At 47.7% G+C, this 23166-nt stretch carries 27 protein-coding genes; 13 read left to right on the top strand and 14 right to left on the bottom strand.

What is annotated here, in order from left to right:
* Positions 1-14: 14 nt before the first annotated feature.
* The 8 genes from NWF04_05860 (at position 15) to NWF04_05825 (ending at position 5008) form a co-directional block, all read left to right on the top strand.
* The gene (locus tag NWF04_05860; protein MCW4006103.1) at positions 15-302 is read left to right on the top strand and encodes a 4Fe-4S dicluster domain-containing protein; all 288 of its coding nucleotides are present in this window, start codon (positions 15-17) and stop codon (positions 300-302) included.
* Between the two features lie 164 nt (positions 303-466).
* Entirely contained in the window at positions 467-1012 is a 546-nt protein-coding gene (locus NWF04_05855; GenBank protein MCW4006102.1) for a metallophosphatase family protein, read from the top strand.
* A 161-nt stretch (positions 1013-1173) separates the two neighbouring features.
* Complete coding sequence (locus NWF04_05850) at positions 1174-1314, top strand: hypothetical protein (protein ID MCW4006101.1); 141 nt, start codon at positions 1174-1176, stop codon at positions 1312-1314.
* 5 nt (positions 1315-1319) lie between these two features.
* Positions 1320-1562 (top strand): hypothetical protein, encoded by a 243-nt coding sequence (locus tag NWF04_05845; GenBank protein ID MCW4006100.1) that lies wholly within the window; start codon positions 1320-1322, stop codon positions 1560-1562.
* Between the two features lie 42 nt (positions 1563-1604).
* Positions 1605-2000 carry a YkgJ family cysteine cluster protein gene (locus NWF04_05840; GenBank protein MCW4006099.1) on the top strand — a complete coding sequence of 132 codons (396 nt, stop codon included), beginning with the start codon at positions 1605-1607 and terminating at the stop codon, positions 1998-2000.
* Positions 2001-2073: 73 nt separating this feature from the next.
* A complete protein-coding gene (locus NWF04_05835) occupies positions 2074-3078 on the top strand; it encodes an adenylosuccinate synthetase (protein MCW4006098.1) in 1005 nt (334 codons plus the stop codon).
* Between the two features lie 90 nt (positions 3079-3168).
* Positions 3169-4311, top strand: coding sequence for a trypsin-like peptidase domain-containing protein (locus NWF04_05830; protein ID MCW4006097.1), 1143 nt, complete (start codon positions 3169-3171; stop codon positions 4309-4311).
* 88 nt (positions 4312-4399) lie between these two features.
* Complete coding sequence (locus NWF04_05825; protein ID MCW4006096.1) at positions 4400-5008, top strand: hypothetical protein; 609 nt, start codon at positions 4400-4402, stop codon at positions 5006-5008.
* Positions 5009-5037: 29 nt separating this feature from the next.
* Here NWF04_05825 and NWF04_05820 read toward each other — a convergent pair whose 3' ends face one another.
* A complete protein-coding gene (locus NWF04_05820; protein ID MCW4006095.1) occupies positions 5038-5454 on the bottom strand; it encodes an arsenate reductase ArsC in 417 nt (138 codons plus the stop codon).
* Complete coding sequence (locus NWF04_05815) at positions 5430-6134, bottom strand: DUF5714 domain-containing protein (protein MCW4006094.1); 705 nt, start codon at positions 6132-6134, stop codon at positions 5430-5432. The genes NWF04_05820 and NWF04_05815 overlap by 25 nt, the downstream gene beginning before the upstream one ends.
* Positions 6135-6379: 245 nt before the next feature.
* Here NWF04_05815 and NWF04_05810 point away from each other — a divergent pair, with 245 nt between their 5' ends.
* Complete coding sequence (locus NWF04_05810; GenBank protein ID MCW4006093.1) at positions 6380-6706, top strand: metalloregulator ArsR/SmtB family transcription factor; 327 nt, start codon at positions 6380-6382, stop codon at positions 6704-6706.
* A 17-nt stretch (positions 6707-6723) separates the two neighbouring features.
* The gene (gene arsB, locus NWF04_05805; GenBank protein ID MCW4006092.1) at positions 6724-7782 is read left to right on the top strand and encodes an ACR3 family arsenite efflux transporter; all 1059 of its coding nucleotides are present in this window, start codon (positions 6724-6726) and stop codon (positions 7780-7782) included.
* On the opposite strand, the gene NWF04_05800 is transcribed toward arsB, so the two are convergent.
* Positions 7779-8147, bottom strand: coding sequence for a hypothetical protein (locus NWF04_05800; protein MCW4006091.1), 369 nt, complete (start codon positions 8145-8147; stop codon positions 7779-7781). The two genes, arsB and NWF04_05800, sit on opposite strands and share 4 nt — an antisense overlap.
* Positions 8148-8233: 86 nt before the next feature.
* A complete protein-coding gene (locus NWF04_05795; GenBank protein ID MCW4006090.1) occupies positions 8234-8581 on the bottom strand; it encodes a DUF559 domain-containing protein in 348 nt (115 codons plus the stop codon).
* Between the two features lie 193 nt (positions 8582-8774).
* On the opposite strand from NWF04_05795, the gene NWF04_05790 reads away from it, so the two are divergent.
* Positions 8775-9581, top strand: coding sequence for a methyltransferase domain-containing protein (locus tag NWF04_05790; protein ID MCW4006089.1), 807 nt, complete (start codon positions 8775-8777; stop codon positions 9579-9581).
* A gap of 18 nt (positions 9582-9599) precedes the next feature.
* On the opposite strand, the gene NWF04_05785 is transcribed toward NWF04_05790, so the two are convergent.
* From NWF04_05785 to NWF04_05765, 5 genes are all read right to left on the bottom strand, one after another.
* Positions 9600-10142: a hypothetical protein gene (locus NWF04_05785; GenBank protein MCW4006088.1), complete on the bottom strand. Its 543-nt coding sequence runs from the start codon at positions 10140-10142 to the stop codon at positions 9600-9602.
* A complete protein-coding gene (locus tag NWF04_05780; GenBank protein MCW4006087.1) occupies positions 10139-10819 on the bottom strand; it encodes a diphthine--ammonia ligase in 681 nt (226 codons plus the stop codon). The genes NWF04_05785 and NWF04_05780 overlap by 4 nt, the downstream gene beginning before the upstream one ends.
* Before the next feature lie 49 nt (positions 10820-10868).
* Entirely contained in the window at positions 10869-11816 is a 948-nt protein-coding gene (locus NWF04_05775) for a sodium:calcium antiporter (protein MCW4006086.1), read from the bottom strand.
* Positions 11817-11985: 169 nt separating this feature from the next.
* Positions 11986-13170 carry an ACT domain-containing protein gene (locus NWF04_05770; protein MCW4006085.1) on the bottom strand — a complete coding sequence of 395 codons (1185 nt, stop codon included), beginning with the start codon at positions 13168-13170 and terminating at the stop codon, positions 11986-11988.
* A gap of 275 nt (positions 13171-13445) precedes the next feature.
* The gene (locus NWF04_05765; protein MCW4006084.1) at positions 13446-16055 is read right to left on the bottom strand and encodes a PQQ-binding-like beta-propeller repeat protein; all 2610 of its coding nucleotides are present in this window, start codon (positions 16053-16055) and stop codon (positions 13446-13448) included.
* Positions 16056-16196: 141 nt separating this feature from the next.
* Here NWF04_05765 and NWF04_05760 point away from each other — a divergent pair, with 141 nt between their 5' ends.
* Positions 16197-17027, top strand: coding sequence for a hypothetical protein (locus NWF04_05760; protein MCW4006083.1), 831 nt, complete (start codon positions 16197-16199; stop codon positions 17025-17027).
* A 30-nt stretch (positions 17028-17057) separates the two neighbouring features.
* Here NWF04_05760 and NWF04_05755 read toward each other — a convergent pair whose 3' ends face one another.
* Positions 17058-18395 (bottom strand): serine hydroxymethyltransferase, encoded by a 1338-nt coding sequence (locus NWF04_05755; GenBank protein ID MCW4006082.1) that lies wholly within the window; start codon positions 18393-18395, stop codon positions 17058-17060.
* Between the two features lie 156 nt (positions 18396-18551).
* Between NWF04_05755 and NWF04_05750 the strand changes: the two genes are divergently transcribed.
* Positions 18552-19190, top strand: coding sequence for a helix-turn-helix domain-containing protein (locus NWF04_05750; protein ID MCW4006081.1), 639 nt, complete (start codon positions 18552-18554; stop codon positions 19188-19190).
* On the opposite strand, the gene NWF04_05745 is transcribed toward NWF04_05750, so the two are convergent.
* From NWF04_05745 to NWF04_05730, 4 genes are all read right to left on the bottom strand, one after another.
* A complete protein-coding gene (locus NWF04_05745; GenBank protein MCW4006080.1) occupies positions 19187-19885 on the bottom strand; it encodes an aspartate/glutamate racemase family protein in 699 nt (232 codons plus the stop codon). The two genes, NWF04_05750 and NWF04_05745, sit on opposite strands and share 4 nt — an antisense overlap.
* Positions 19886-19942: 57 nt before the next feature.
* Positions 19943-20950 carry a hypothetical protein gene (locus NWF04_05740; GenBank protein ID MCW4006079.1) on the bottom strand — a complete coding sequence of 336 codons (1008 nt, stop codon included), beginning with the start codon at positions 20948-20950 and terminating at the stop codon, positions 19943-19945.
* A gap of 161 nt (positions 20951-21111) precedes the next feature.
* The gene (locus NWF04_05735) at positions 21112-22566 is read right to left on the bottom strand and encodes a hypothetical protein (protein ID MCW4006078.1); all 1455 of its coding nucleotides are present in this window, start codon (positions 22564-22566) and stop codon (positions 21112-21114) included.
* Positions 22567-22648: 82 nt separating this feature from the next.
* Positions 22649-22927 carry a hypothetical protein gene (locus tag NWF04_05730; protein ID MCW4006077.1) on the bottom strand — a complete coding sequence of 93 codons (279 nt, stop codon included), beginning with the start codon at positions 22925-22927 and terminating at the stop codon, positions 22649-22651.
* Positions 22928-23166 lie beyond the last annotated feature (239 nt).

Here is a 23166-nt window from a genome sequence, read left to right as displayed (position 1 = left end):
AGGACGAAAAACACATGTTGACGCATTACGGCTACATAGATGCTTCAGGCGAATACTTTATCATCGTAGACTCCGACAAATGCACAGGCTGCGCAAACTGTGTCAAGCAATGTCCCAAAAACGCGTTTGAACTCGTCACCGAATTCATAGACCTCGAAGACAAAACCGTTGCAGCCATAACAGATCAGCACCGCAAAAAAATCAACTACACCTGCACCCCTTGCAAACCCGAAACCAACCAAACCCCCTGCACCAAAGCCTGCAACCAAAACGCCATCCAAATCATCTGGAAACCCAACTAAGCAGCCTACTTTTGGGCTCTGCTTTCCTTTTGTTTAGAATTGTTCAAAAGAGCAAAAGAAAGGCGTTGTGTGGATGCTTGTTTTTGTTTTAGGTTGAGGGCTTGTCAAGCTTTATTATGTTTGGCAGGTTATGGAAAAGCACAAACTTGCTTGGAGGGCGTTGTATGTTAAATGGTCAGGCGCGGGTTCGTTCCAATTTACCGCATGCAGAGAAAGCTACGACATTTGGGTTGATTTCTGACACACATGTGCCCTCACGTGCAAGGTGCATTCCCCAAACAGTTTTTGAAGTCTTTGAAAACGTGGACTACATCATCCATGCCGGTGACATCGTGGAGCTCTCTGTCATAGACGAGCTAGAGCAACTAGCGCCTGTTATTGCAGTTCACGGAAACATGGATGGCCCCCAAGTCAGCGGCGCATTGCCCAAACTAAACAGCCTAGAAATCATGGACTGGAAAATCGGCGTCATCCACGACCCCGGAGCATTCTCAGGCATGCGAAAACTACGCGAACTCGCCAAACAAAACAGCTTCAACATCTTCGTATACGGACACACCCACACCGCCCGCATCCAAAAAGAAGGACCAACCCTCTACATCAACCCCGGCAGCCCCACCAACCCTCAACCCCCATTCCTAACAAAACCCACCGTCGGCATGCTAAGACTAACGCCGACCACCGTAACCCCAGAAATAATCCAATTATAACTGCCCGACACGGGGTGGGGTCACAGTCTGCATTGTTTGATTGCTGGGGCGTTGCTTCATTTTTAGTTACCTCTCCCCACTGCGCCGCGTAGCAGTTTCTTGACGTGTTTTAAAAGCGAAAAACGCCAAAGCACAACCAGAAACGCTTGGAGAAAACAAGAATGGAACACTGTGAGAATCCTTGGAACGATGCTTGTAGTAGTGAAAACATCAAACTTTACATTATGGTTGACGGTGAAAAACGTCCTATCTGCCAGCAATGCTGGACTGATATTGCTGACAACGAAGAAGCCGCTTGGTGAAATGCATGGAACACTTTAGCTTAAACAGCGCCAAATCCTTCTTGGGACGAAACGTAAACCTGCACCTCAAAGACGGCTCCGTAATCATAAACGTCCAGCTAAAAGGCATACGCAAAGGCAGTAACCTTGGAAAAGGCAAACAACTCGAATACTTGCCCTACAGAAACCGCCAGCTATCTTGCGTTCCCCTGCGAACCATCGCGTGGGCAGAAATTTTGAACCTAAACCTCATGAACCCCGCCTGCTAACTTTGAGAACGCAAAAATACGCGCCCGCTACTAAGTACCCTTATGCATTGCACACGCTGCGGAGTTTGCTGCACCAAAACCCAGATGCTTCTCTCAAACGAGGACATATCCCGATTAGAAAGCTTGGGCTACCCAAAATCATCCTTTGTACGTTTCGACAAAGACAGCTACGCTATACTAAAAAACCGCAAAGGCTACTGCGTCTTCTACGACCCCCAAAAAATGCAATGCAACATCTACCCAAACAGGCCCGCAGGCTGCCGCGTCTACCCTGTAATTTGCGACGAAGACAACAGCATAATAGTTGACCACATTTGTCATGCCCGCCAAACCGTGACCCCGCAGGAAAAATCGGTTAAAGGCAACCGCGTAATCAAACTTTTAGCGCAGATAGACAAAGAAGCACAGCAGCGAAGAAGCCCGCAGCGGCAGGGTTAGCGGTCAAGACGCGCAGTGTTTGGTTCCAACAGTTTTAAATACGCCATAGCAGACCTTTCAGGGGTGAACGAGCATGCCATGCACAGTCATTGTTGGTGCCTTTTGGGGCGATGAAGGCAAAGGAAAAATTATCAGTTATTTAGCTTTGAAGGATGACTTGGATTTTTGTGTACGCACAGGTTCAGTGAATGCTGCCCACACTATATGGCATGAAGGCAAAAAATACGCTTTACACATGGTTCCTGCGGCGTTCATAAACCCAAAAACGCGTTTGCTTGCAGCTGCGGGGTCGAACGTTCACATTCCGCAGTTGTTTAAGGAAATTGAACTCACAAAGGTTTCTGTGCATCAGATGGGTGTAGACCAGAACGCGTCTATTATTGAGGAAAAGCACAGTGCCCAAGACAAGGCAAGCGCCGTGAATAAGGGCATAGGCACCACTGGTTGGGGTGTTGGTCCCGCTATTGAAGAGCGTGTGAGGCGCACGGCGAAGCTAGCTAAAGATATGCCTGAGCTTAAGCCGTATCTTGCTGACGGCATCGCCGAAGTCAACGACGGCTTGGATGCAGGCAAAAAAGTCCTCCTAGAAGGCACCCAAGGCTTCATGCTATCATTGTTTTTGGGCGGCGGTTACCCTTACGTGACAGGCAGAGACACAGGGGCGGCGGCTATAGCTTCTGAAGCAGGCGTTGGTCCTACCCGCGTAGATGATGTGCTTATCGTTTACAAGAGCTTCATGACCCGCGTAGGCGCAGGCCCAATGCCCGGAGAAATTAGCAAGGAAGAAGCTCAAAAACGCGGCTGGTTTGAAGTTGCTGCTGGAACAGGACGCGACCGCCGAAGCGCACCTTTCGACTTTGATTTAGCTAAAAAGGTTGCCCGCATAAACGGAGCCACCCAAGCAGCCTTAACCAAACTCGACTGCATATTTCCCAACTGCAAAAGCAAACGCCGCTTCGATGAACTACCACAAGACGCCAAGGACTTTGTCAAAGAAGTTGAAACCAAAACAGGCGTACCCGTAAAACTAATCGGCACAGGACCCGACGCCCTAGACATCATTGACCGCCGCCAATAACCCCTCTTCCTGTTTTGGGCGCATTGCGGCGTTTGTGGGAATAACTTTTATTTGCTCCTTTCTTAAGAGAACTACGGGGAATCTTCGAGCATGTCTTATTTGGATGATGATTCACGCAGTGTATCGGCTGGGTTTCTTGTTTTGCTAGTTGCGCTTGGTTTGCTTGTTGGCGGTTTGGGCACGTTTTTTGTTAATCATGTGCAGTTTAACGCGTTGAACGCGGAGGTTGAGGATTTGCAGGAGCAGGTTGTGGCGCTTCAGGGTGCTCAGAGCCAAACAGTTACCAACCAGACTATAACGATTTACCAGAATGCTACGGATTTGTCTGAGTTGCATGCAAAAGTGTATGAGTCGATAGTGATTGTTCGGGGATTAAACGAGACGAGTGGTGTGCAAGGCTCTGGGTTTGTTTACAACTACTCAGGTAACATGTACGTCATAACCAACTACCACGTAATCGATGACGCAAGCGAGTTAAGCGTAACGTTCTCCAACGGACGCGGCTACGCAGCAACCCACACAGGCAGCGACCCCTACGCCGACCTCGCCGTTCTAACCGTAGATGCCCCAGACGAGGAATTCCACCCCATCCCAATCGTAAGCTCCTCAAGCCTGCGCGTAGGCGACCAAGTCATAGCCATCGGAAACCCCTACGGACTAGTCGGTTCCCTCACCACAGGCATAGTCAGCGCTTTAGGACGCTCCATGCAAGAAGACACCACCGCACGATACTCCATAGCAAACATAATCCAAACAAGCACCCCAATTAACCCTGGCAACTCTGGTGGACCACTGCTAAACGCCGTCGGCGAAGTTGTAGGCGTAACCACTGCTATCCTCTATGAATCCCAAGGCTTAGGCTTCGCAGTTCCCTCTGACACAATACTGCGCGAATTGCCCTCCCTGATAGCTACTGGCAGATACGATTTACACTCTTACTTGGGCGTATTTGGCAACGGCATGAACTACCAGCTTGCCAAAGAACAAGGCATAAACGTAACCTACGGCTGGCTCGTCAACTCTACAACAGACGGTGGTCCCTCAGACGGAATACTGCAAGGCGGCGATGTAATAACTGCCCTAAACGCAACCACCATCAAAAACAACGATGACCTCGCAAGCTACCTTGAATCAAAAACCCTGCCCGGTGATGTCGTAATCGTAACTGTGGTTCGAGACAACGTAAACGTGGATTTGCAAGTTACGTTGGGCACAAGACCTCCACCTACCTAGCCGTTTGGCGTGTGTGTTTGGATATCCACAAGTCTAATAAGCACATTTAGAGCACATGGCATTAGCCTGTAGATTAGAGTGCATGAATATGGCTTTAAGTCATAAAGATTGGAAACGCGGAGATATTTTGTCCGCCGTCGTGTTGCCCCTTGTAGTTGTCTTGGTTATAGTTGCTCTTTCTCAAGTGGGTACTATTTTTGAGCATGGTTCTTATGGGGTTCTCACTGGCATAGTAAGCGAAATTGAAGAGATGGTGATACTTGTTGGCGTGCCGTTGCTGCTGGGGCTAATCTGGAATCAATGGGCAGGCGGCTCCTCAGGCTTCCTGTTAGGCAGCATATACACTATCTGGTGGGCAGTAAAATTTGGCGCTTTTTCAGGTGGAAGAATGCTATCAGGATTTGCTCCTACAATGCTTGGATACGTTCTTAGTGCAATGCTTATAGGTTACATGGCAGGCGCGTTAAACCAGAAATCCCAAGACTTTAAACGACTCTTAATCTCATCTATTGTAGCAACCAGCATTGGCGGCTTGTTTCTCTTTGGCATCTTCCACATGTCACCCCTAAATGTGGTTACAGGTCTTGACGGCTTTTTACTAACAGTGTTAACCCGCATCGCTACCGGCGTAATAATTGCCGTAATAGCCAAAGTTTTCATCTGGTATGGGGTGGCTTTTAGCAGAAAAACGATGTAAACCCCTCTTTTGTGGGGCTTCTACTCGTTTTAGCGCGTGTAGTTTGAGATTAGTTGTTTGACGCGTTTTTCGATTTCGTCGCGGATTTCCCGAACTTTCTCAAGGGGTTGATTCTTTGGGTCTTCAAGCCCCCAATCAACCGAAGCACTAAAAATTGGTCCTGGACAAAGCTCTGCCACCCCGCAACCCATGGTAACAACTACATCAGCGTTTTTTGCCATCTCTGCGGTAACCAGTTTGGGTTTGGCTTGGGACATATCAATGCCTTTTTCTTTCATAGCAGCAACTGCAACGGAATTGACTTTTGGAGGCAGCTTGAACCCACCACTTTGCGCAACCACCACACCTACGCCATGGTAGTTAGCGAAGGCTTCTGCCATTTGGCTTCGCCCCGCGTTCTCCACGCAAATAAAAAGCAGGTTTACTTTTTTGGGTGAAACGGGCATTCTTGTTTGAGGCACTCCGTGTTGTAGCCTGTGAACTCGCATGTTATGTTTTCTTTGATTTGCATGTTGGATTGGAGGTGCTTCTTGGCGAATTCTGTTGCTTGGGTTATGGCAAGAAAGCTGTTGCGTTTGCAGCATCGGGGACCTCCGTGGTTGGCTACGGTGAGAAGGGTCTGGGCGGTCATGAGGTTGCTTAGTTGCCATTCTTTGGTGGAGAGGGGGGTGGCGTTTGTTACTAAGCTAACAAAGATTCCTGTGCCTACTGCTGCGCCGCAGTCGCCGTAGAAACCGCAAAAGCCGCCTAGAACGTTGGAGCTGCGCAGTTTTGCTTCTTGGAGTTTGCGTTTTTTGGTTTGGGGGTCGTTTTTGGCGTTGTAGTATGCGGCAAGTAGGACGGCGGGGACTAGGAAGTGGTGTTCGGGTCCGTGCATCTTGACTTGGGGGCTGTGCATCAAGTTGAGGGCAAGCTCTAAGGGGTCTGTTGAAGTGCTTGATAAGCAATAATTCTCGATTAGATCATTTGCAGGCAAGCTGTGGCAATTGTCGCACACGAAGTGTCCGTTTTTGCATTTGACGTTGGCGTCGTAGGTTTTGTGGCAGTAGAGGCATTCGAGTTTTTCGGTTTCGCCGTATTGGAGGTCTTGGCCGCAGATTAGGCAGCCTTTTTTATGGGTGGACATGTTTTTGCCTGCTTGTTAGTGTGTTGGTTTCTAAAAAGGAAAGGGTTGGCTGTTTATTTGGTTTTTTGGTTTTCGTTTTTTAGGAATTCGCGGGTTTGGTATGTTCTGCAAGTTGGGCTTCTGCAGCATTGGTCTTCGGGTATGTCGTAGGGGCATTCGATATTTGGGTTCATACTTTTTTCACCTTCTCTACAACCAAAGCACATAACAATATTTAAATATTTACATATAGATATGGTTTATTCATGACCCAAACCCCCCAAAACCAAAACCGCCTCAAAGCAACAATCTTTCGCGCCCTCTCCGACCCCATCCGCCTCGAAATCCTAGACTACCTGCGCGACGGAGAAAAATGCGTCTGCGAAATAATCCCCCACGTAAACCTCCTCCAACCCGTAGTCTCCCGCCACCTAAAAACCCTCAAAGACTCCGGGCTAGTAATTGACAAAAAAGACGGAAACAAACGCCTCTACTCAACCACCGACCAAAAAATATACCAGATTATCGACTCCCTAACCCCTGAACTTGCCAATGCTATAACACAGAAAATTATGGACCAAATGATCTGCTAAAAACAGGGTGAACCAACATGGCTTCTGAACATGAAAAGCAAACACCTGAGCACATCAAAAAGGAGCTTTCGCTGGGGCTGTGGGAAAAATACCTCACCTTGTGGATTGCTTTGTGCATTGTGGCGGGGCTGCTCTTAGGTCGTTTCCTTCCACAGTTTGGGCAATTCATGGATTCTCTAAAAATCGTCAACTTATCCATACCAATTGGGTTTTTGCTGTTTTTTATGATGTACCCCACCGTGGTTGGCATACGTTTTAGTGATATCAAGAACGCCGCCAAAAACCCCAAGCCTCTGATGGTTACAATTATTGCCAATTGGGTGATTGCGCCTCCGCTTATGACTTTGCTGGCAAACACTTTCTTGGCTGGGAACCCCCAGTACATCGCGGGAGTCATACTTTTGGGGTTGTCGCCGTGTACGGCTATGGTTATGTGGTGGATGTTTCTTGCAAAAGGCGATATGGCTCAAGGCTTAATCAACACTGCCGTCAATGCCCTGCTCATGCTTTTGCTCTACGCACCCTTAGCCGCCATATACCTGGGCGTAAGCAGCATACCTGTCCCTTGGGACCTGATTGCCATTAGCGTTCTTGCATTCATAGCGTTGCCCGTAGCTTCGGGAGCCATCTCGCGTCGCGTACTGATTCAACGCAAAGGCGAAGCCTGGTTCAAAGACTCCTACACCCCCGCTATGGGCAAAATCTCCATAGTCGCCCTCTTAGTCACGTTAATCGTGCTCTTCTCCTTCGCAGGACAAACAATCCTTGACAACCCCCTGCTTGTAGGATACTTGGCAATTCCAAACCTGCTACACTACACCATAATGATTGCATGGACACTGCCGCTAGGATACTTCTTAGGATGGAAATACGAATCCGCCATAGACACAACCATCATAGGAAGCAGCAGCCACTTCGAAGTCGCCATAGCAGTAGCCGCCACCCTATACGGAATAAGCTCCGACGCCGCCTTAGCTACAGTCATTGGTCCACTTATGGAAGTGCCCTTGATGCTGTTGCTGGTAAAAATCGGACTAAGAACCCGCAGATACTTCCCCCGAAAAAAGAAATGCTAAGTTGTCCAGAAAGAAAAAATTTCCAACTTTTCTTTTTCAAACTCTTTTTTTAGGTAGCTCTTGACTTCGTCTTCGTCTAGGTACCGTGCACCGTTTTTGTCTTTGTACAGGGGAATACCGGTTTGCCGTAGTGCATCACCTCTTGGGGTGTCGATGAATATGTAGTATTTTTTGTCGTGAAGCATGATGACTCGTAGAATGGTGACTTCTTTGTTTGTGGCAAACCCGCTTTGCTCTAATATGAAAACTATGCTGCCAGGTTTTTTTTCGGCGACGGCTTGTTTGAAGTCTGCCCATTTGTGTAGCCGCACTTGTGCATCGTTGGATGTGGGCTTAGAAGAAGCTGTGTCGCGTGTATTTGCCATCGTGTAACCCCAAAGTTAGGCAAAGAAGTAAGGGTGAGTTTACTTAATAAACTATGGGATTGTGGTGGATGTTTGCCGTTGCGGGTTTAGGGGTTGGTGTTTAGGAATTCTTGGATGGTTGTCATGATTTCTTGGAGGGTTTTTTGGGTTAGGGGAGGTTTGTAGGGGATTCTTAGGACTTGCCAGCCTTGGTTTTCGAGCATGTCAGTTATTTCTTCGTCGCGTTGCTGGGCTTTGGCGCTTTTGTGGGCTTGTATGCCGTCTAGGTAGACAAGTTTGCGTTTTTGGAGCCAGCAAAAGTCGGGGATGGTGGATTTTAGGATGATGGTTTGTTGGGTTACCATGCCTTCTGTTAGGCCTTGGGCGCTTAGGGCTTTGAATACGGCTATTTCGGCGTTGCTTACTCGGGGGTGTATGCGTTCTTTATAGCTCAAACAATTCAGGCTCCATTGTGCCTTAGTGTAGTTGCGTGCTCCTTAAAGAATCTTCAACCGCCTTGAACCCTGTGCTGGTTTGGAGCGGGCAAACAAATAAACGGTATAACCATGTTATAATCTATCGTTTGCGCCGAGGCTGCGCTAAAAGCTTATATCGGCAAAACGTTATGCTCAGAAAATGGCGTTAAACATGACCGACTGCATTGGAAACTATTCTTGGAACGCCGAAGAGTATGCCAAGCAATCTTCAAACCAGTATGAGTGGGCAATGGAGCTCATACCTAAACTGAACCTAACTGGCACCGAAGCTCTTCTGGACATCGGCTGCGGAGACGGAAAAATCACAGCTGTTCTCGCATCCTACCTGCCCCACGGTAAAGTCGTAGGTATAGACAGCTCCGAAGACATGATAGCGCTAGCAAGGCGCACTTTCCCGCAGAGCCAATACCCCAACCTATCGTTTATGCGTATGGACGCAAGAGAACTAACGTTTAGGGAACAATTTGACGTTGTATTCTCAAACGCTACCCTGCACTGGATAATTGACCACCCAGCGGTTCTTTCAGGCGTACATGATAGCCTTGACAGCCACGGGCAACTGCTGTTCCAGATGGCAGGCGAAGGAAACGCCCAAGACGTACTAGCGGTTTTGCAAGAAATGATAAGCGAAGACACCTGCGAACCCTACTTCAAAAACTTTACTTTCCCCTATGGCTTCTACAACCCCAACCAGTACAAACAGTGGCTCCAAGAAGCAGGCTTCACACCAAAACGAGCCGAACTAATCCCCAAGGACATGGTCTTAAACGGCAAAGAAGGCCTAGTCGGCTGGATACGCACCACCTGGCTACCCTTCACCGAACGCGTCCCCGCCAGCCTCCAAGAACAATTCATAAACGAAGTCGCCGACCGCTACATAGCCGCGTACCCCCCAGACAACAAAGGCAAAGTCCACGTAAACATGGTACGCCTCGAAGTCCAAGCCGTCAAAAAATAACCTGCAAGCGGTGGGCATCTAAAGCCTCAAAAACCGCTCAAGCACCCCTATATTTCGCACTTCAGGATGAAACAGCACCCCAAAAAACGGTCTGCGCCTGTGCCTTATGGCTTGGACACAACTCTCCGATTGCGCCAACGCCTCAAACAACCCTGACGATTCTACTGCCCAGTTATGCAGCGTATACGCGTTAAAGACGCTTGAAAACAGCGGATTTTCTTTTACCGTACTGATTTGGGTCATGCCAATCTCCGTGCAAGGCGCAATTTTTAAGCCAAACACAGAAGCCAAAACCTGCATGCCCGCGCAGATGCCCAAGACTGGCTTGTCACAGGTTTTTAGCCACTGAAAACTTTGAGGTTGCTGCCAAGCCACATTGTCCTTTAGTGGTGTGCCCGATAAAATTACGTTGTCGCAAAGGCTCAGGTCGCGGCTGCTCACTTGGCTGTAATGCTTCGGGGTGCATTCGTGTTTTTCCCCTACCGCAGCAAGTATAGGCAGGACGAATTCGTAGTAACCCAAAGAATCTGGTTTATAGTTTAAGTCTATGACCAGAATCATTTTGGTTCTAACCTCGCTTCTTCAATGTAGAACACGCCTGAGTTGCCCCTTGCCGAAACTGAATGCTTGAGAACCTCGATTTTACGTTTAAACAACGGTGCATCCAACACGGTCGTTTCTATCTCGCCGCCCTCCCCCGACGGGCTAATTCCGTACTGGCGCTCTAACTCCACCAACCGCCCAATAATCTGCGAGTTGATTTCTTTTCCCAGCCACGACTCATCCAACGGATACGCAAAAACCCCCGAAATAACCGTGCAAAACCCTTGCGCCACAGTGGTTTCTAAGAGCGTTTTTTGGTTGAATTTCCATAGGGGATTAAAACACCATAAATCCAGTTGCCTGCAGATTTGCTGGACTCGCTGTGCCTGATAAACCGACTCCACTGCGCCCGTGACCACGCCTTCTATGGCGAATTGCTGTTTGGCTTGCAAGATTGCCTGTTGTAAATCGGCGAGTTCTTCTTCTTTTCTCCCCTGAGTCTGCTGGGTAATCAACGGCAACTCCAACGCCTTTGCCTGCAACGCCGTAACATCAATGTTTGGCGTATGAAACATGTAACTCTCAGGATTCAAAGACCGCAACGTAACCAAACACGCAACCGTCTCCTTTTTTGCTGCCAAATGCAACGCAAGAGTCGAATCCTTGCCTCCCGAAAACAGAACGCCAAGCCGCATACAAATCCTAAACAGCAAAACCACGCTTATATAACAATCTGCCGCCGCGTTAGAGGAATAGGACAAAGACCAGATACGTTAGGATTAGGGCTACGCCTGAGAGTTTTGAGACGCCTCCGCGTAGGACGGTGCGCCAGAATATGATGGTGGTGATTATCAGGAAGGGTAGGATGCCTGTGAGTACGCCTGTGTCGACCATGAACGGTGAGCTGACTAGGATTATGCCAAGCACTAGGGTTAGGTTGGTTAGGTTGGAGCCTACGACGTTTCCTAGGGCGAGTTGGACGTTGCCGCGTCTGGCTGCTATGAACCCAACGACCAGTTCGGGCAGGGAGGTGCCGATGGCGACGATTTTGGCGCCTATGACGAGTTGGGGGATGCCCATGGCGGTGGCTATGTTTAGTCCTGAGTAGACGATGAGGCGTGCGGCTATGAGTAATCCTGCGAGGCTGATTGCGAGGATGAGGACGACTTTGCCAAGTTTTCCTTTGCCTACGCGGGTGCGGCTGCCTTCTTTAACTTGGGGGGTTTTGTTGTTTATGATAAGATACGTGTTTATGGCGAAAGCGGCGAGCAGTATGATTCCGACGACGAAGGCGGGTATGGTTAGGATTTGGTAGCTGGAGATTAGCAGGAGGAGTGGTATGAGCGTGATGAGAAAGAGCATGTCGGTTAACTCGACGACTAGGTTGCTGCAGCATTTTTTGGTGTAGCCCGCGAGTGCTATGACTCCTAGCACAAGCCCCATGTTGAAAACGTTTGAACCTAACACGTCTCCAATGCTCAAACCCGGAGTGCCTTCAAAAACCGAAAAAACCGCCACCGTAACCTCAGGCAGCGATGTTAAAATGGCAAGCAAAACAAACCCCACCGACATCTTTCCCAACCCCGTGTACTCGATGAGTCGCTCAATCTCGCGTATGGTGAACTGCCCAGCTACCACTAGCATAGCAAGCGACCCAAGTAGTAACAGAAGTTGGAAAATCAAATCCGCCACTGTTTTCACCTTCAGATTTAAGCCTTAGGGGGCTTTCGCGAAAAACCAAGGGTGCAAATTATTTAAATGTTTATAAGCAAAAACGCTGAACCTGTTGGACGTTTCTTCACTTTATGGGCGTTTGTTAGAAAAACTGTCGAGGAAAATGGGGGAAAAGTGGACGAAGCACCTAAATCTTGACGTCGCACACGTTCTCGATTTTCTTGAGAACCTCAAGCGTCTTCGCCGAAACCTTCGTATGCACCACATACACCGAAATCGCAAAACCGCTCTTGCCAACCTGCCGTGAATAGTTCGCCCGAATGTTAATGTCATTTTCCGCCAAAACCCTGTCAATATTTGCAAACACGCCTGGCACGTCACGGTGATGGATGAACAAGGGATAAACGGTTTTTTCTTCATGCTCTAAGCTTTCGCCTGCGTTTATAGCGTTGGTAAAGTCGCCACCCATCAGGTAACCTGAAACGACGCGAGCAATCTCCAGTGAGGTTTCGCGTTGTGCTTCAACTGTGGAAGCCCCCAAATGCGAACTCAAGACGACGTTAGGCAACTCGGCGAGTTTATTTTTGAATTCTGAGCCTTCGCCTTTGGGTTCTTGACAGTAAACATCCAAAGCGGCGCCTGCAATTTTTTTCTCTTTGAGCGCAGCGTAAAGGTCGCTTTCGTTGATGTTGGGTCCTCGGCTGGTGTTGATTATGTATGCGGTGGGTTTCATTTTGGCGAGTTCTTTTTCTCCGATTATGGCGGTTTGGCCGCCTGTGTGGATGGTGATGTAGTCGGCTTTGGAGAGGAGCTGGTCTTTGGTGACGTATTTTATTTTGGATTCGGGGCAGGGACAGATGTCGAAGCCGATGATGTCCATGTCAAAGCCGCGTCTGGCTAAGTCGGCGACTCTTTGCCCGATTTTGCCGCAGCCTATAATGCCTAAGGTTTTGTAGGAAAGTTCAGTGCCTTTGAGTTTCTTTTTTTCCCACACGCAGCTTTTGAGGGCTTGGTGGGCTTGGGGTATGTTACGTGAGACGCTTAGCATCAAACCCAACGTTAACTCTGCAACGGCATTGGTGTTGCCGTACGGCGCAGTTTTCACTACAACTCCATTTTCGGAAGCTGCTTCAACGTCAATGTTGTCAAAACCTACACCTGCCCTGCCAATGATTTTCAAGTTGCCCCTAACGCCTGCTTCAATTACTTCGCGGGTAACTTTCGTGGCGCTGCGAACAATTAACGCGTCAAAATTGCCGATTTGATCTACAAGTTCTTCGGCGCTGCGTTTTTGCGTGTCAGCTTCAATGTTGAAGTCTTCAAACAGCTTTACGCCTTCTTTTTCTAAACCATCATTTAGCAGAACTTTCATCTTTTGGAGCCTCTGAATTGCAGTGTAAGAGATTTACGTACTCAATAATAAACCAATCTCGAACTTTGCTACAAAGCTTATCTCGATATTATGCCAAGAAGTTACGTGGGGTTTGCTGGGGCTCTGGAACCAAACTATGAGAGAAAGAAACCCTTTGCAGTGATTTTTGCTGTTAACGCATTATCATCCGCTTAACCAGAGCCCATTCAGCCCATTTTGGATTTGCTTTTTGTGTGACTAAAAAAGGGAAGGGGGAAAGTTTTTTTTGCATTTGTTTATTGGCGTTTTCTAAGTACTAGGGCTGCGGCTGCTATGACGATGACTGCTATGGCTATTCCGATGGCGATGTAGGTGGTGGTTGGCATTTCACTAGTTGGTGGAGGCGCAACGCTTGGGGAAGGTGAAGTGCTTGGGGCAGTTGTGGGTGGTGCAGTTGCTGATGTTGGTGGTGTGGCTGTGGGTGATGCTGATGCTGAGGGTGCTTCTGAGACTACGAATGCTGTTTCTGCTATTGATGGATAGTAAGAGTTGGAGCCTTCAAAGGTGGCTGTGACAGTGTATAGTCCTGGAACTGGGGGTACCCATGCGACTGCAAAGTTGCCGTTTGCGTTGCTAGTTACGATTCCGATGTCTTGGGTGTTGCCGTTAGGGTCGATAGCTGTTACTTTTACTTGAACTCCGGTTGGTTCAGTTGGGCATGGCTTTTGCATGTAGAGGTATTCCATCCATTCGCCCATGCTTTCGTCGGACATGGCTGGGACAATGTTGAATTCGCCTGTTTCTACTAGTTTCTTAGCGCCTGCGCAGGTGTCGGTTACGGTGCCTTCGATTAGTATGGTTGCGCCTGAATCTGCGGCTTTAGGTGAAACCTCGATTGTTGTTGCGCTTGGACCTTTGCCGAGTGTGTATATTTGAGCGTCGTAGTGGTTCAGGTACATCATGTAGCCGTCTGCAACTGGGAAGCCTTCGCTGCCAAAGGAGCCTACGCCAGCCCAGCTCATTAGTGTCCATATTTCGTCTCCGCTGGTTGCGTTGATGCATCGTACTTTTTCGCCTTTGTATAGTGGCGTGTTAGGTGAGTGTTCCGTGCTGTAACAGTAGACTTTGCCGTCTGCAATAGCTCCTATAAACAACGGGTACAGTCCCCATGGGGTTTCGGTGCCGCTGTTGGTGTTGTTGTATTTCCATACGAGGTTTCCTGTTTGGCTGTCATAGCAGAAGAGTTCTCCGCCGTATCCAGACGTGTACAGGTTACCGTATGCTGCAAAGCCTGCTTGACCTGTGCCTCCCATGCCGACAGTTCCGTAATAGTTGAAGTCACGTGTATCTCCGACTGGTCCCCATAGTTTGGCGCCGTTATCCATGCTGTATGCTAGCCATTGCATGGTTTCTTTGTCTGCCATGTAAAATATTCGGGTGTCTTTGTCCACTGCATAGAGTAGTCGGGTTATGTTTCCCTCGGGTGCTGCGTAGTCTTCTTGCCAGAGTAGCTCGCCTCTTGTTTCAGGCTTTAGGCTTATCGCCCAGAACGTGTACGGGTCTGTTGTGCCCCATCTTTGTCCTGGGGGTGAAGTTGGTGTGTAACCAAGTAGCATGTCGCCTACGATGACTGAGGCAATTGTTGAGCCTGCAGGCAAATCGGGTATTGTCACGTTCCATGAGTAAGCTTCGCTTGCGTCAACAACTTTTCCAACTGGTCTCCAGTAGTACATACCTGCTCCAGAAGTTGAGTCAGGCAATCCCTGTGCTGCAGTGTTATTCCAGCAAGCTAACCAGTTATTGCCATTGTTTAGCACGTAGCGTAGTATCTCACCGCTAGGGCCGTAAACGTTGCTGCCCGACGGGACGCCTGTCAAATTGAACAGCCAACTTCCAGTTGAGGGTTCATAGGCAATCCATGTTGAGCCGCTAGTAGCCCAAAGGTAGGGGATAACTCCGTGTTGATTGGATGACTCATAGTCGTAGACTTGGCCAAATGATGGATAGACCGTGTAGTCTTGTTTCCATATCTCTTCTCCAGTTAGCAAATCTACGCAGACGTAGCCGCCTCCTAGGGAGGTGCCCATTCCGCCTACGATGCTGTCACTTAACGGCAATGAATAGTATAGTTTTCCGTTCATGATTAGGGGTGAGGAAATTCTGCCTTCGTATGAGAGTCCAGTGTAGTATGATGCTCCGTAGATGCCTGTGTTGGTTCCTCCGACAAGCCCTCCGTCTTGAAGAGGCTTCGCCCACATTACGTGAGCACTACCGGGGGCTAAACCATCGGGTTGTAGACGGTTTGATAAAGCCATGAATCCAGCGGTGTTTGGAGCTAGATAGTTTGAGGTGATGCTAATCCATGCGGTGTTTTGTCCTTCAATTGGTCTTGTCCAGAAAGTGTCAGGTAGCGGGTATGTTGGTGCGCCAGTTGCTGGTTCTGCCTGTACAGTGAGAGTGGTTTCTGCGCTGCTTGGCAGGTAGGTGTCATCTTGATATGCTCCATCCCATGTGTACACTTGTCCTGCATACTCAAACTTGAACGTGTAAGTTCCAACTTGAGTAGGAGTATAAAGCGTAAACTGTGATGAAGTAGTATCATAAGCAATTGGCCATTCTTTGTTTTCTGTGGAACCATCCGGCTTTGTAATGGTAAGCTTGTAATCATGGAATCTGATGTCATTATCTACGGCGGCGTTAGGCAAAACTTTGTCAAGCCACATGATAACGAACATGCTCTGGTCAACACCTACCGGGTTAGGTGTAACGGTTATGTATGCATAAGTTGGGATTTCCCACGATGGAGTGTGCGCGTTAGCTGTAGGCAAAGTAGACAGCGGTAGAGCGATGGTCAATATTAGGAACAAACCAAGAATTATGGTTGCATTTGGTTTTTTGTTTTTCATTCTTTTTTCTCCTTGAAAGGTTTAGCCTACTGTGGTGGTGGACGGCTTTTAAGCGTAGGCGTATGTAACGTGCACTAGCGCAAAAGCTAAGTCTGTACATGTATTAGAGACAAATTACTGTTCTAGTATGGAGAGAAGAATGTGCTGCCCGTCCAAGAAGAGGACACGCAAGTGTTAACGCAGTTGGGGCTTACTGCCATGCAGGCTAAAGTCTACCTTACCTTAGCCAAACTTGGAAAAGCTACCATAAAAAAAATTTCAAATTCAGCAAGCCTAGACCGCGCAAACGTCTATCGTGTGATGCCTAAACTTCAAAAACTTAAACTTGTTGAAAAAACCATAACGGTGCCAAATTTTTTCAAGGCAGTTCCTATGCGTGAAGGTATTTCGATGTTGCTTGAGCATAAAGCAAGAGAATACCAAGAAATTGAGGATAAGACAAAAACAATAATTGAGAAGTACAAAGAAAACGTTGAAGACTCTGGCGCTGAGGACTGCCAATTCGTGTTAGTTCCTGAGGGTCGAGCGACTGGCAGAAAAATGGCTGAAATGAGAAATCGAAGCCAATGCTGCTACGATTTTCTTTTTTACTGGAAATCTGGTGTGCAAATAATCGACCACATAGTCGCCAACTTTAAGCGGCTTATGAAACGGGGCATAACCGTCCGAGCGCTTATCTACCTAAACAAGGGAGAAACGCTTACCCAAAACATCCTGAACCTAGAAAAAAACAAGTTATTTAGCGTAAGATACACATTCACATCTTTGCCTGTCACGTTAGCCTTGTTTGACAAAAAAGAAACCCTGTTCAATACTGCCCCCTTTTGCCCTGCAAAAACCCCCAGCCTATGGGCAAATAACCCCGTGTTAATAGACATACTTCAGGAATACTTTGAACAACGATGGTGCAAAGCACAAAAGCCCCCCGCCAAACTCCAAACAGCTTCAAGGACAAAAACAAAAGAAAAATAAAAAGAGCAAAAAATTGGAAGTGCAGTGTTTCTACATTTTCTTGACGTAGGCTAAGGCTTCGTCTAAGCTTTGGAAACCATATTTCACGGTGCTAAACTCTTTCTTCAGAGCCATCACATCTTCTTTGACCTGTGCGGGGGTACGTTTTTCTTTGATGACATCAAGCATGAGGTCGCAGAGGTGTTTGACGTCGCCTTCGCGCATGCCGTGGCGGGTGACGTCTTGGAAGCCGACGCGCAGTCCTGAGGGGTCGCCTTTACTGCCTTGGTCATCATAGGGCAGCAGATTCTTGTTCAACACGATATTTGCGTCCTCCAAGTTTTGGGCGACTTTGTTTCCGCCGCCATAGCTGCGAATATCCACGGCGAGCTGATGTGACTGCGTAAAGCCCTTGTGTTCGCAGATGACTTTAACGCCGTTCTCGTACAGGTACTGACCCGCCGCTTGGGCGTTTTTGACGATTTGCGTTGCCAACTCTTCTCCGAAAAGCTTCATCTCCAAAGCTGCGATGCTTAGTGCGGGGAGTCTACCCAAATGGGTGCTTGAAGCGCTTAGGGGGAACACGGCGAACTGGATTTTCTTGATGGCTTTTTCCATGCGTGGGCTATCCAAGTTGCCCAGTATGACTCCTCCTTGGGGTCCAGGGAAAGTTTTGTGGGTGGATGCGGATATGATGTCTGCGCCGTCTTTGAAGGGGTCTTGGAAAACGCCGCCTGCAACTAACCCCAAAACATGCGCGGCGTCATAAGCTACGTAAGCGCCGACTTCATCACAGACCGCTTTGAGTTCCTTGATTGGGTGGGGGAACAAGAAGAGGCTGCCGCCAAAAGTTACGATGCCTGGTTTGGCTGCGCGTATGACATCTTCGGAGCGGTCGGGGTCTATGTTGAATTCGTTTAGGTCGTAAACGTGGTTGATGTTTTCTAGGCCTAGGACGTTGCCTGCAAGGCCTGTGTAGTCGTGGCTGATGTGGGCGCCGCAGCTTAGAGGCGTGACGACCATTTTGCGGTTTTTCGTGGCAAGGGCGAGTCCTTTGAAGGTGGCAAGGTTGGCGTGGGTGCCTGAGACGATGCGGGTGTCTGCCCAGTTGCATTTGAAGAGGTCTTTCATGATGTCGGTGGCAAGGTCTTCAATTTGGCTCATGTACTTTTGACCTTGATAGTAACGTTTCTTAACGTGACCCTCTAAGTTGTTTTCTCCTTCTGCGTATCTGCCCTCTAAATCAGAGGCAAGGTCTTGCATTTGCTTAACAGCAGGCGACTTTACACCTTCGCTGGCTATCATGTTTATGCATTCAACGTCACGGTAACGTTCATGGTTACAAGTAGCTTCTACAAGCCGAAGAACAAGCTCTGAAAACTTTTCCATATCTAACCGTCCTCTGAAAGTACCAACCGAACATACGAGCGGAACTATTTAGCCCTTACTAAACTCCTTACACTTTTCCAAAACGCAAATCTGCCATGGTAGCGATTGTGAAAACAGTTATTATCCCTGCACAGCAACGTTTAGGGGTCGATTATTATGAAGGATTTGTGGCGTGCGCCGTATCATGTGGTTTTGGAAGTGGAAAACCGTGACTGCTCCGTGGCTAAGCGGTGCTCGGCTTTGGGGCTAACGCATCTAAAAGTTGTGGATGTGCGAAGTTCTAGCAAGAATTCGGTGAAGCACCTTGTTGAGCTTGACCCCGACGAAGTCAAAAAGGTAAAGAATCCGCCTGCAGAACTCAAAGCTGTCTTGGGGAAGGGCGCCGGGAAAGCGTCGATTTGGCTTGAGAGCACGGGCTGTGGCGTTTGCAACACGATACTTTCGTTTGACGCGTTTTTGGTTTCAGGCAAAAGCATCGAAGGCTGCAACATAGTCTACAGCTTCATGGTGCCCAGCTTTGAAGCCTACCAAAAAATCATAAAAACCATCGAAAACAAAGGACACAAAATCACTGTCCTTAAAATGGGCAAATTCCAACCCAAAAAAGGCGTCCTCACCGAAAAACAAGAACGCATCTTCTGGCTCGCCCTAAAAGGAGGCTTCTTCGACTACCCCCGACGCATAGACACCACCGAACTTGCAGCCAAACTCGGCATTAGCCCCTCAACGCTTTCCGAAATCACCCGCCGAGGCACCCGCCGCTTGCTAGAACACTACTTCAAAAACGAAACCTAAACCTCAAACAAACAACCCAACCCCAGCTTAAACGGCACACCCAAAACGTTAATGGCACCCCACAAAGTGGCAGAGTTGCTGGTGACCACGGGCTTTTGCAGTTTAGCTTCCAACGCGGGAATTGCCTCAAATGTTCTAAAGTTGGTACAGCTAACAAACACGGCTTCTGACGCGGTCACATCGGCTTTTTGGGCGGCTTCTTTGGCGTTTTGCGCGGTGAGTTTGCCGATTTGCAGGTTCTCACGCAACCCCAACGAGTACTGCTTGACTACTTCAAAACCGCTCTGCTCTAAGAACTCAACTTCTTTGTGTGTGACCTCAGAGATGTAGGGGGTTGCCAGCGAAATCTTGTGGGCGTTCAAGGTTTTGAGGGCTTGTACCACGGCGCCTGAAGTAACAACCACAGGACACCGAGCAACCGCAGCGATTTTCTGGGCTATTGCCGCGTCGTGACCTACGCCTTTGATTAGGCTTCCCGACGTGCAGGCAAACGCAACGGCATCCACCGCCGCATCCCCAAGCCTCCCCGCAGCCGCCTCAACCTCGTGCTCCATATCCAACAACCCCTCTACGGTAACTTCTCTTAGGGAAACTCTATCCGTGTGCAGGCTAATTTGTGAACCAAAAAGAACGTTGGAGAACTCGGTTTCCACAGTGGTGTTCGAAGAAGGAATGATAACGCCAAGGCGTGGCATACCCAAAACAGAGGCGCACGGGTATTTTTCGGTTTCTTTTAGCAGGTGCTTTGGTTGTTAGGTTTGGTTTTGGTCGGTGGGGCTTGTTTCTTTGCGGGTGAATAGTGCGCAGTTTTTGTAGCCTTGGGCGGTTTCGCAGGTTGGCCATATTTCGGGGGTTATTTTGTTGTTGTGGTAGTCTGCGTGTATTTGGGGGCATTCTTTTCCGCATATGCCTTCTAGTGTGCCCAGAACTGACCAGACCAGCGTTTTTCTGTTTTCAAGGTCTGCGTATTTGTCGGGTTGATATGGGGTGTCGTAGATGTTTTCGTATGTGTTGAGGGTTTGGTCGAATAGGGAACTTAGGGTGTAGAAGACTCGGTGGATGTAGTCGTGGTAGTAGAGGTTGCTTTGGTAGTCGTTTCGGATTAGTTCGCGTTGGGCGCGTTTCACGTTTTTGGGCGCTATCTTCCATTGGTAGATGCCGTAGGAAGCGCTTGCGACTAAGGCAGCCGTGGACGCTATAACCAACTCAGGCACTTGATAGCCAAAGAAGGTTTCCAAGATGTAGCTTACCAGCACAGTTCCCGCAGCTCCACTGCCCGTAGCAAAAAGCCTAGGCAATGCGCTGTGAAAGTTTGCCATGGCACGCGCGGAGGAGTTGATGTTTTCAATTTGCGTCTTCATTATTTCTTTAGTTTGGTCAAAATTGAGGTTTCTTCCGTTAAAGATGGTGATTAAGTTTTTTTCCGTGGCGTCAAGAGATGCTCGAACATTATCTACATAAGCTAAATCCTTGCGTGACTCCCCCAGCTGAGCCTGCGCCGTTTGAGTTTGCTTCTCTAACGCCGCCACATCTGCAGAACCTGCCTGTTTGGCTTCATCCAACGCCGCCTTAGCCTCCGCTAAATCCCTTTGGTCTTGCCTAACCTGACTTTGAACATCCTGCCTTATCTGACGCAGATGACCATGAACATCACCCTCAACATCAGACGATGAAAACTTGGATTGACCTCGCATCAAACCCCAAGCAAAATCAACAACCCGCTCAGGAAGAATAGGCACAACACGCTTAACAACACTCATCTAACCACCAACCCAAAACCACATCGTACTCCAAATAACTTTTATGCACAAACACAACTGCACCCGCCATGTTCTATCACAAGACATATTAAAACTTTTTCAAGAACCAAAAAGCCACAGTTTCACGACATAAAAACGGGGGTAATAATCAATTCTTTGACTTATTCGGGTTTGACTGTGTGCATAATATGTATGGTAATGTTTTTTGTGCTTTGAGGCTCAACACCCATATCCATCGCTATTCCGTCATAACGATACAAACCATGTTGAACCCATAATTTGCCATCATTATATACTTGGCTACTGTTAGCAGAACTGAGTTTATTATACCACAGTCCAGGTATGTAAAAACTCTCATTTGAAGTGTTTTCTACATCTATATACTGGGTTTCTAGCCAATTGCCGTCTTCAAGTTCCTGAAGAACACGGTCATGATAGACAAGGGCTAAACCTTCGCTTTCTACTTGTTGATAATATGTTAAATTTGCCGAAAAAGAACCCTCGGTAAAATCAGCAAAAGAAAGAACTATACTGCTAACTTCTCTGAAAATTTCACTCTCGGAACCTGTTTGATATGACACAGTAGTTGACACGGCAGGGGGAACAATTATTCCAAGTTTAGGCCAGTTCACACTTAATGCAGGAGTATAATGGCCGTGAGGAGAAGGTTTGTCCTCCAAAAGAAAACTCGCATTGCTTGGATTCTCAATATAGTATTCCTTTAATCCCCACGGAAAACTTGGCGGCTTAATCAAATAAGAAGTTAAATACGCACAATATGTGTCCGTTACAACATCAATTCGGTTGTCCATTATCCACGTTGCATTTAAATAGACAATTCTGTCAGCTACAACAAACGAGTTTTCTTCTAAACACATTTGTGTTTCTTCATGAACAGCAGGCGTAAAAAACCCTGAAGCTAAATCCCAAGGAGCCGCCAATAACCCCATAATCATAAGTGCACAAACCAATAGAGAAATCAATGCTGATTTGGAACTTCTGTTTTTTAGATAACGAAGAAATTTGGGCAGTTTGCCTTTAATGAATCTTCGATGAGAGAAGTTTGTTGTAAAAACGCCCTCAATGAAGTATGCCCAGAATAGGTAGAAACCAAGAATTGCAAAAAAGTTCGCAAAAAGAACATATTTCCAGAATCTTCCCCAAGAGTTTTCTATTAAGGTAAGAATGCCTGTGGGATAACTTGGCAAACCAAATAGAACCATACAACAAACCAAGAACAAAACAAGTAAGCAGAATATGTCCAAAATCATAAGGGTCTTCACAGTTTTTTTCATTTCATCTGAAGGTCCCCATAATTTAATTACTGGAGAAAAGACTACCGTAACCAAACAGAAAAAACCTGCTGAAACACTATAGACGCCATCACCTAAGATACCAAACCAAAAGTTTGCGATAAAAAAGGGTTGTAAAAAGAAACAGAACCAAACGAATGTTCCAAGCCCAAAGGCGAGAAGTATTCTTTCTAATTCAGTAAAGGATTTTACCTTTTTTCTTCCCAGAAAAATATTCATCATGACGTAACCGCCTAAGAAGGCTAAGAAGAAAGGCCAAAATTGAGGTTCAGTTAGTATTTTCCAAACGTCGGTTACGTCCACGAGTTATACCCTAACTTCTTTATCATCTGCGGTATCTCTTTAGGTTTTCTAAACAAATATTTGCCCACAAGTCATTTGTTATTTATGCAGGTTCAAGGGTTACTTCTAGGATGGCGTCGTCGGGGTTTTGCTGAGCCGCTATTTGCAGTTGGTTGAGGGTTAGTTTGGGTATGTTGATTCTTCCTGTTTTGTCGGTGTGGCTGTAGAATTGTTCCCATTTTAGGGTGCCTGTGGGGTGCAGGGTGACGTGTAGGGTTTGGTTGGGTTCAAGTTTGAAGTGCCAGCGGATTTGTTTGGGGATTTGGATGCGGTTGCCTTTTTGCAGGCACGTTTTGAAAACAACTTCTTGAGTCAGCGGCATAAGCGAAGGGCTCCTTGCAGATGGTGACGCATAGGGACTTTTTAGGACTTTTTGTGACGCAAAAAGACGCAATCACAACGCTTTAGACAAACAGGGCAACAAAAGCAACCCAAAACACAAACAACAAAACCTATAGGGGTAGGGTACGTTTAGCGCAAAGTGTGTGTGGCTGCGCGGGTAAACCGTTAAATCCGCTTTGTGGTATATTGGGGCTGTGGGTGCTGTTGTGTTTCGTGACC

Source organism: Candidatus Bathyarchaeota archaeon, from assembly GCA_026014465.1.
Taxonomy (GTDB): domain Archaea; phylum Thermoproteota; class Bathyarchaeia; order Bathyarchaeales; family Bathycorpusculaceae; genus JADGNF01.
This window is presented reverse-complemented; position numbering and strand designations above follow the sequence as displayed.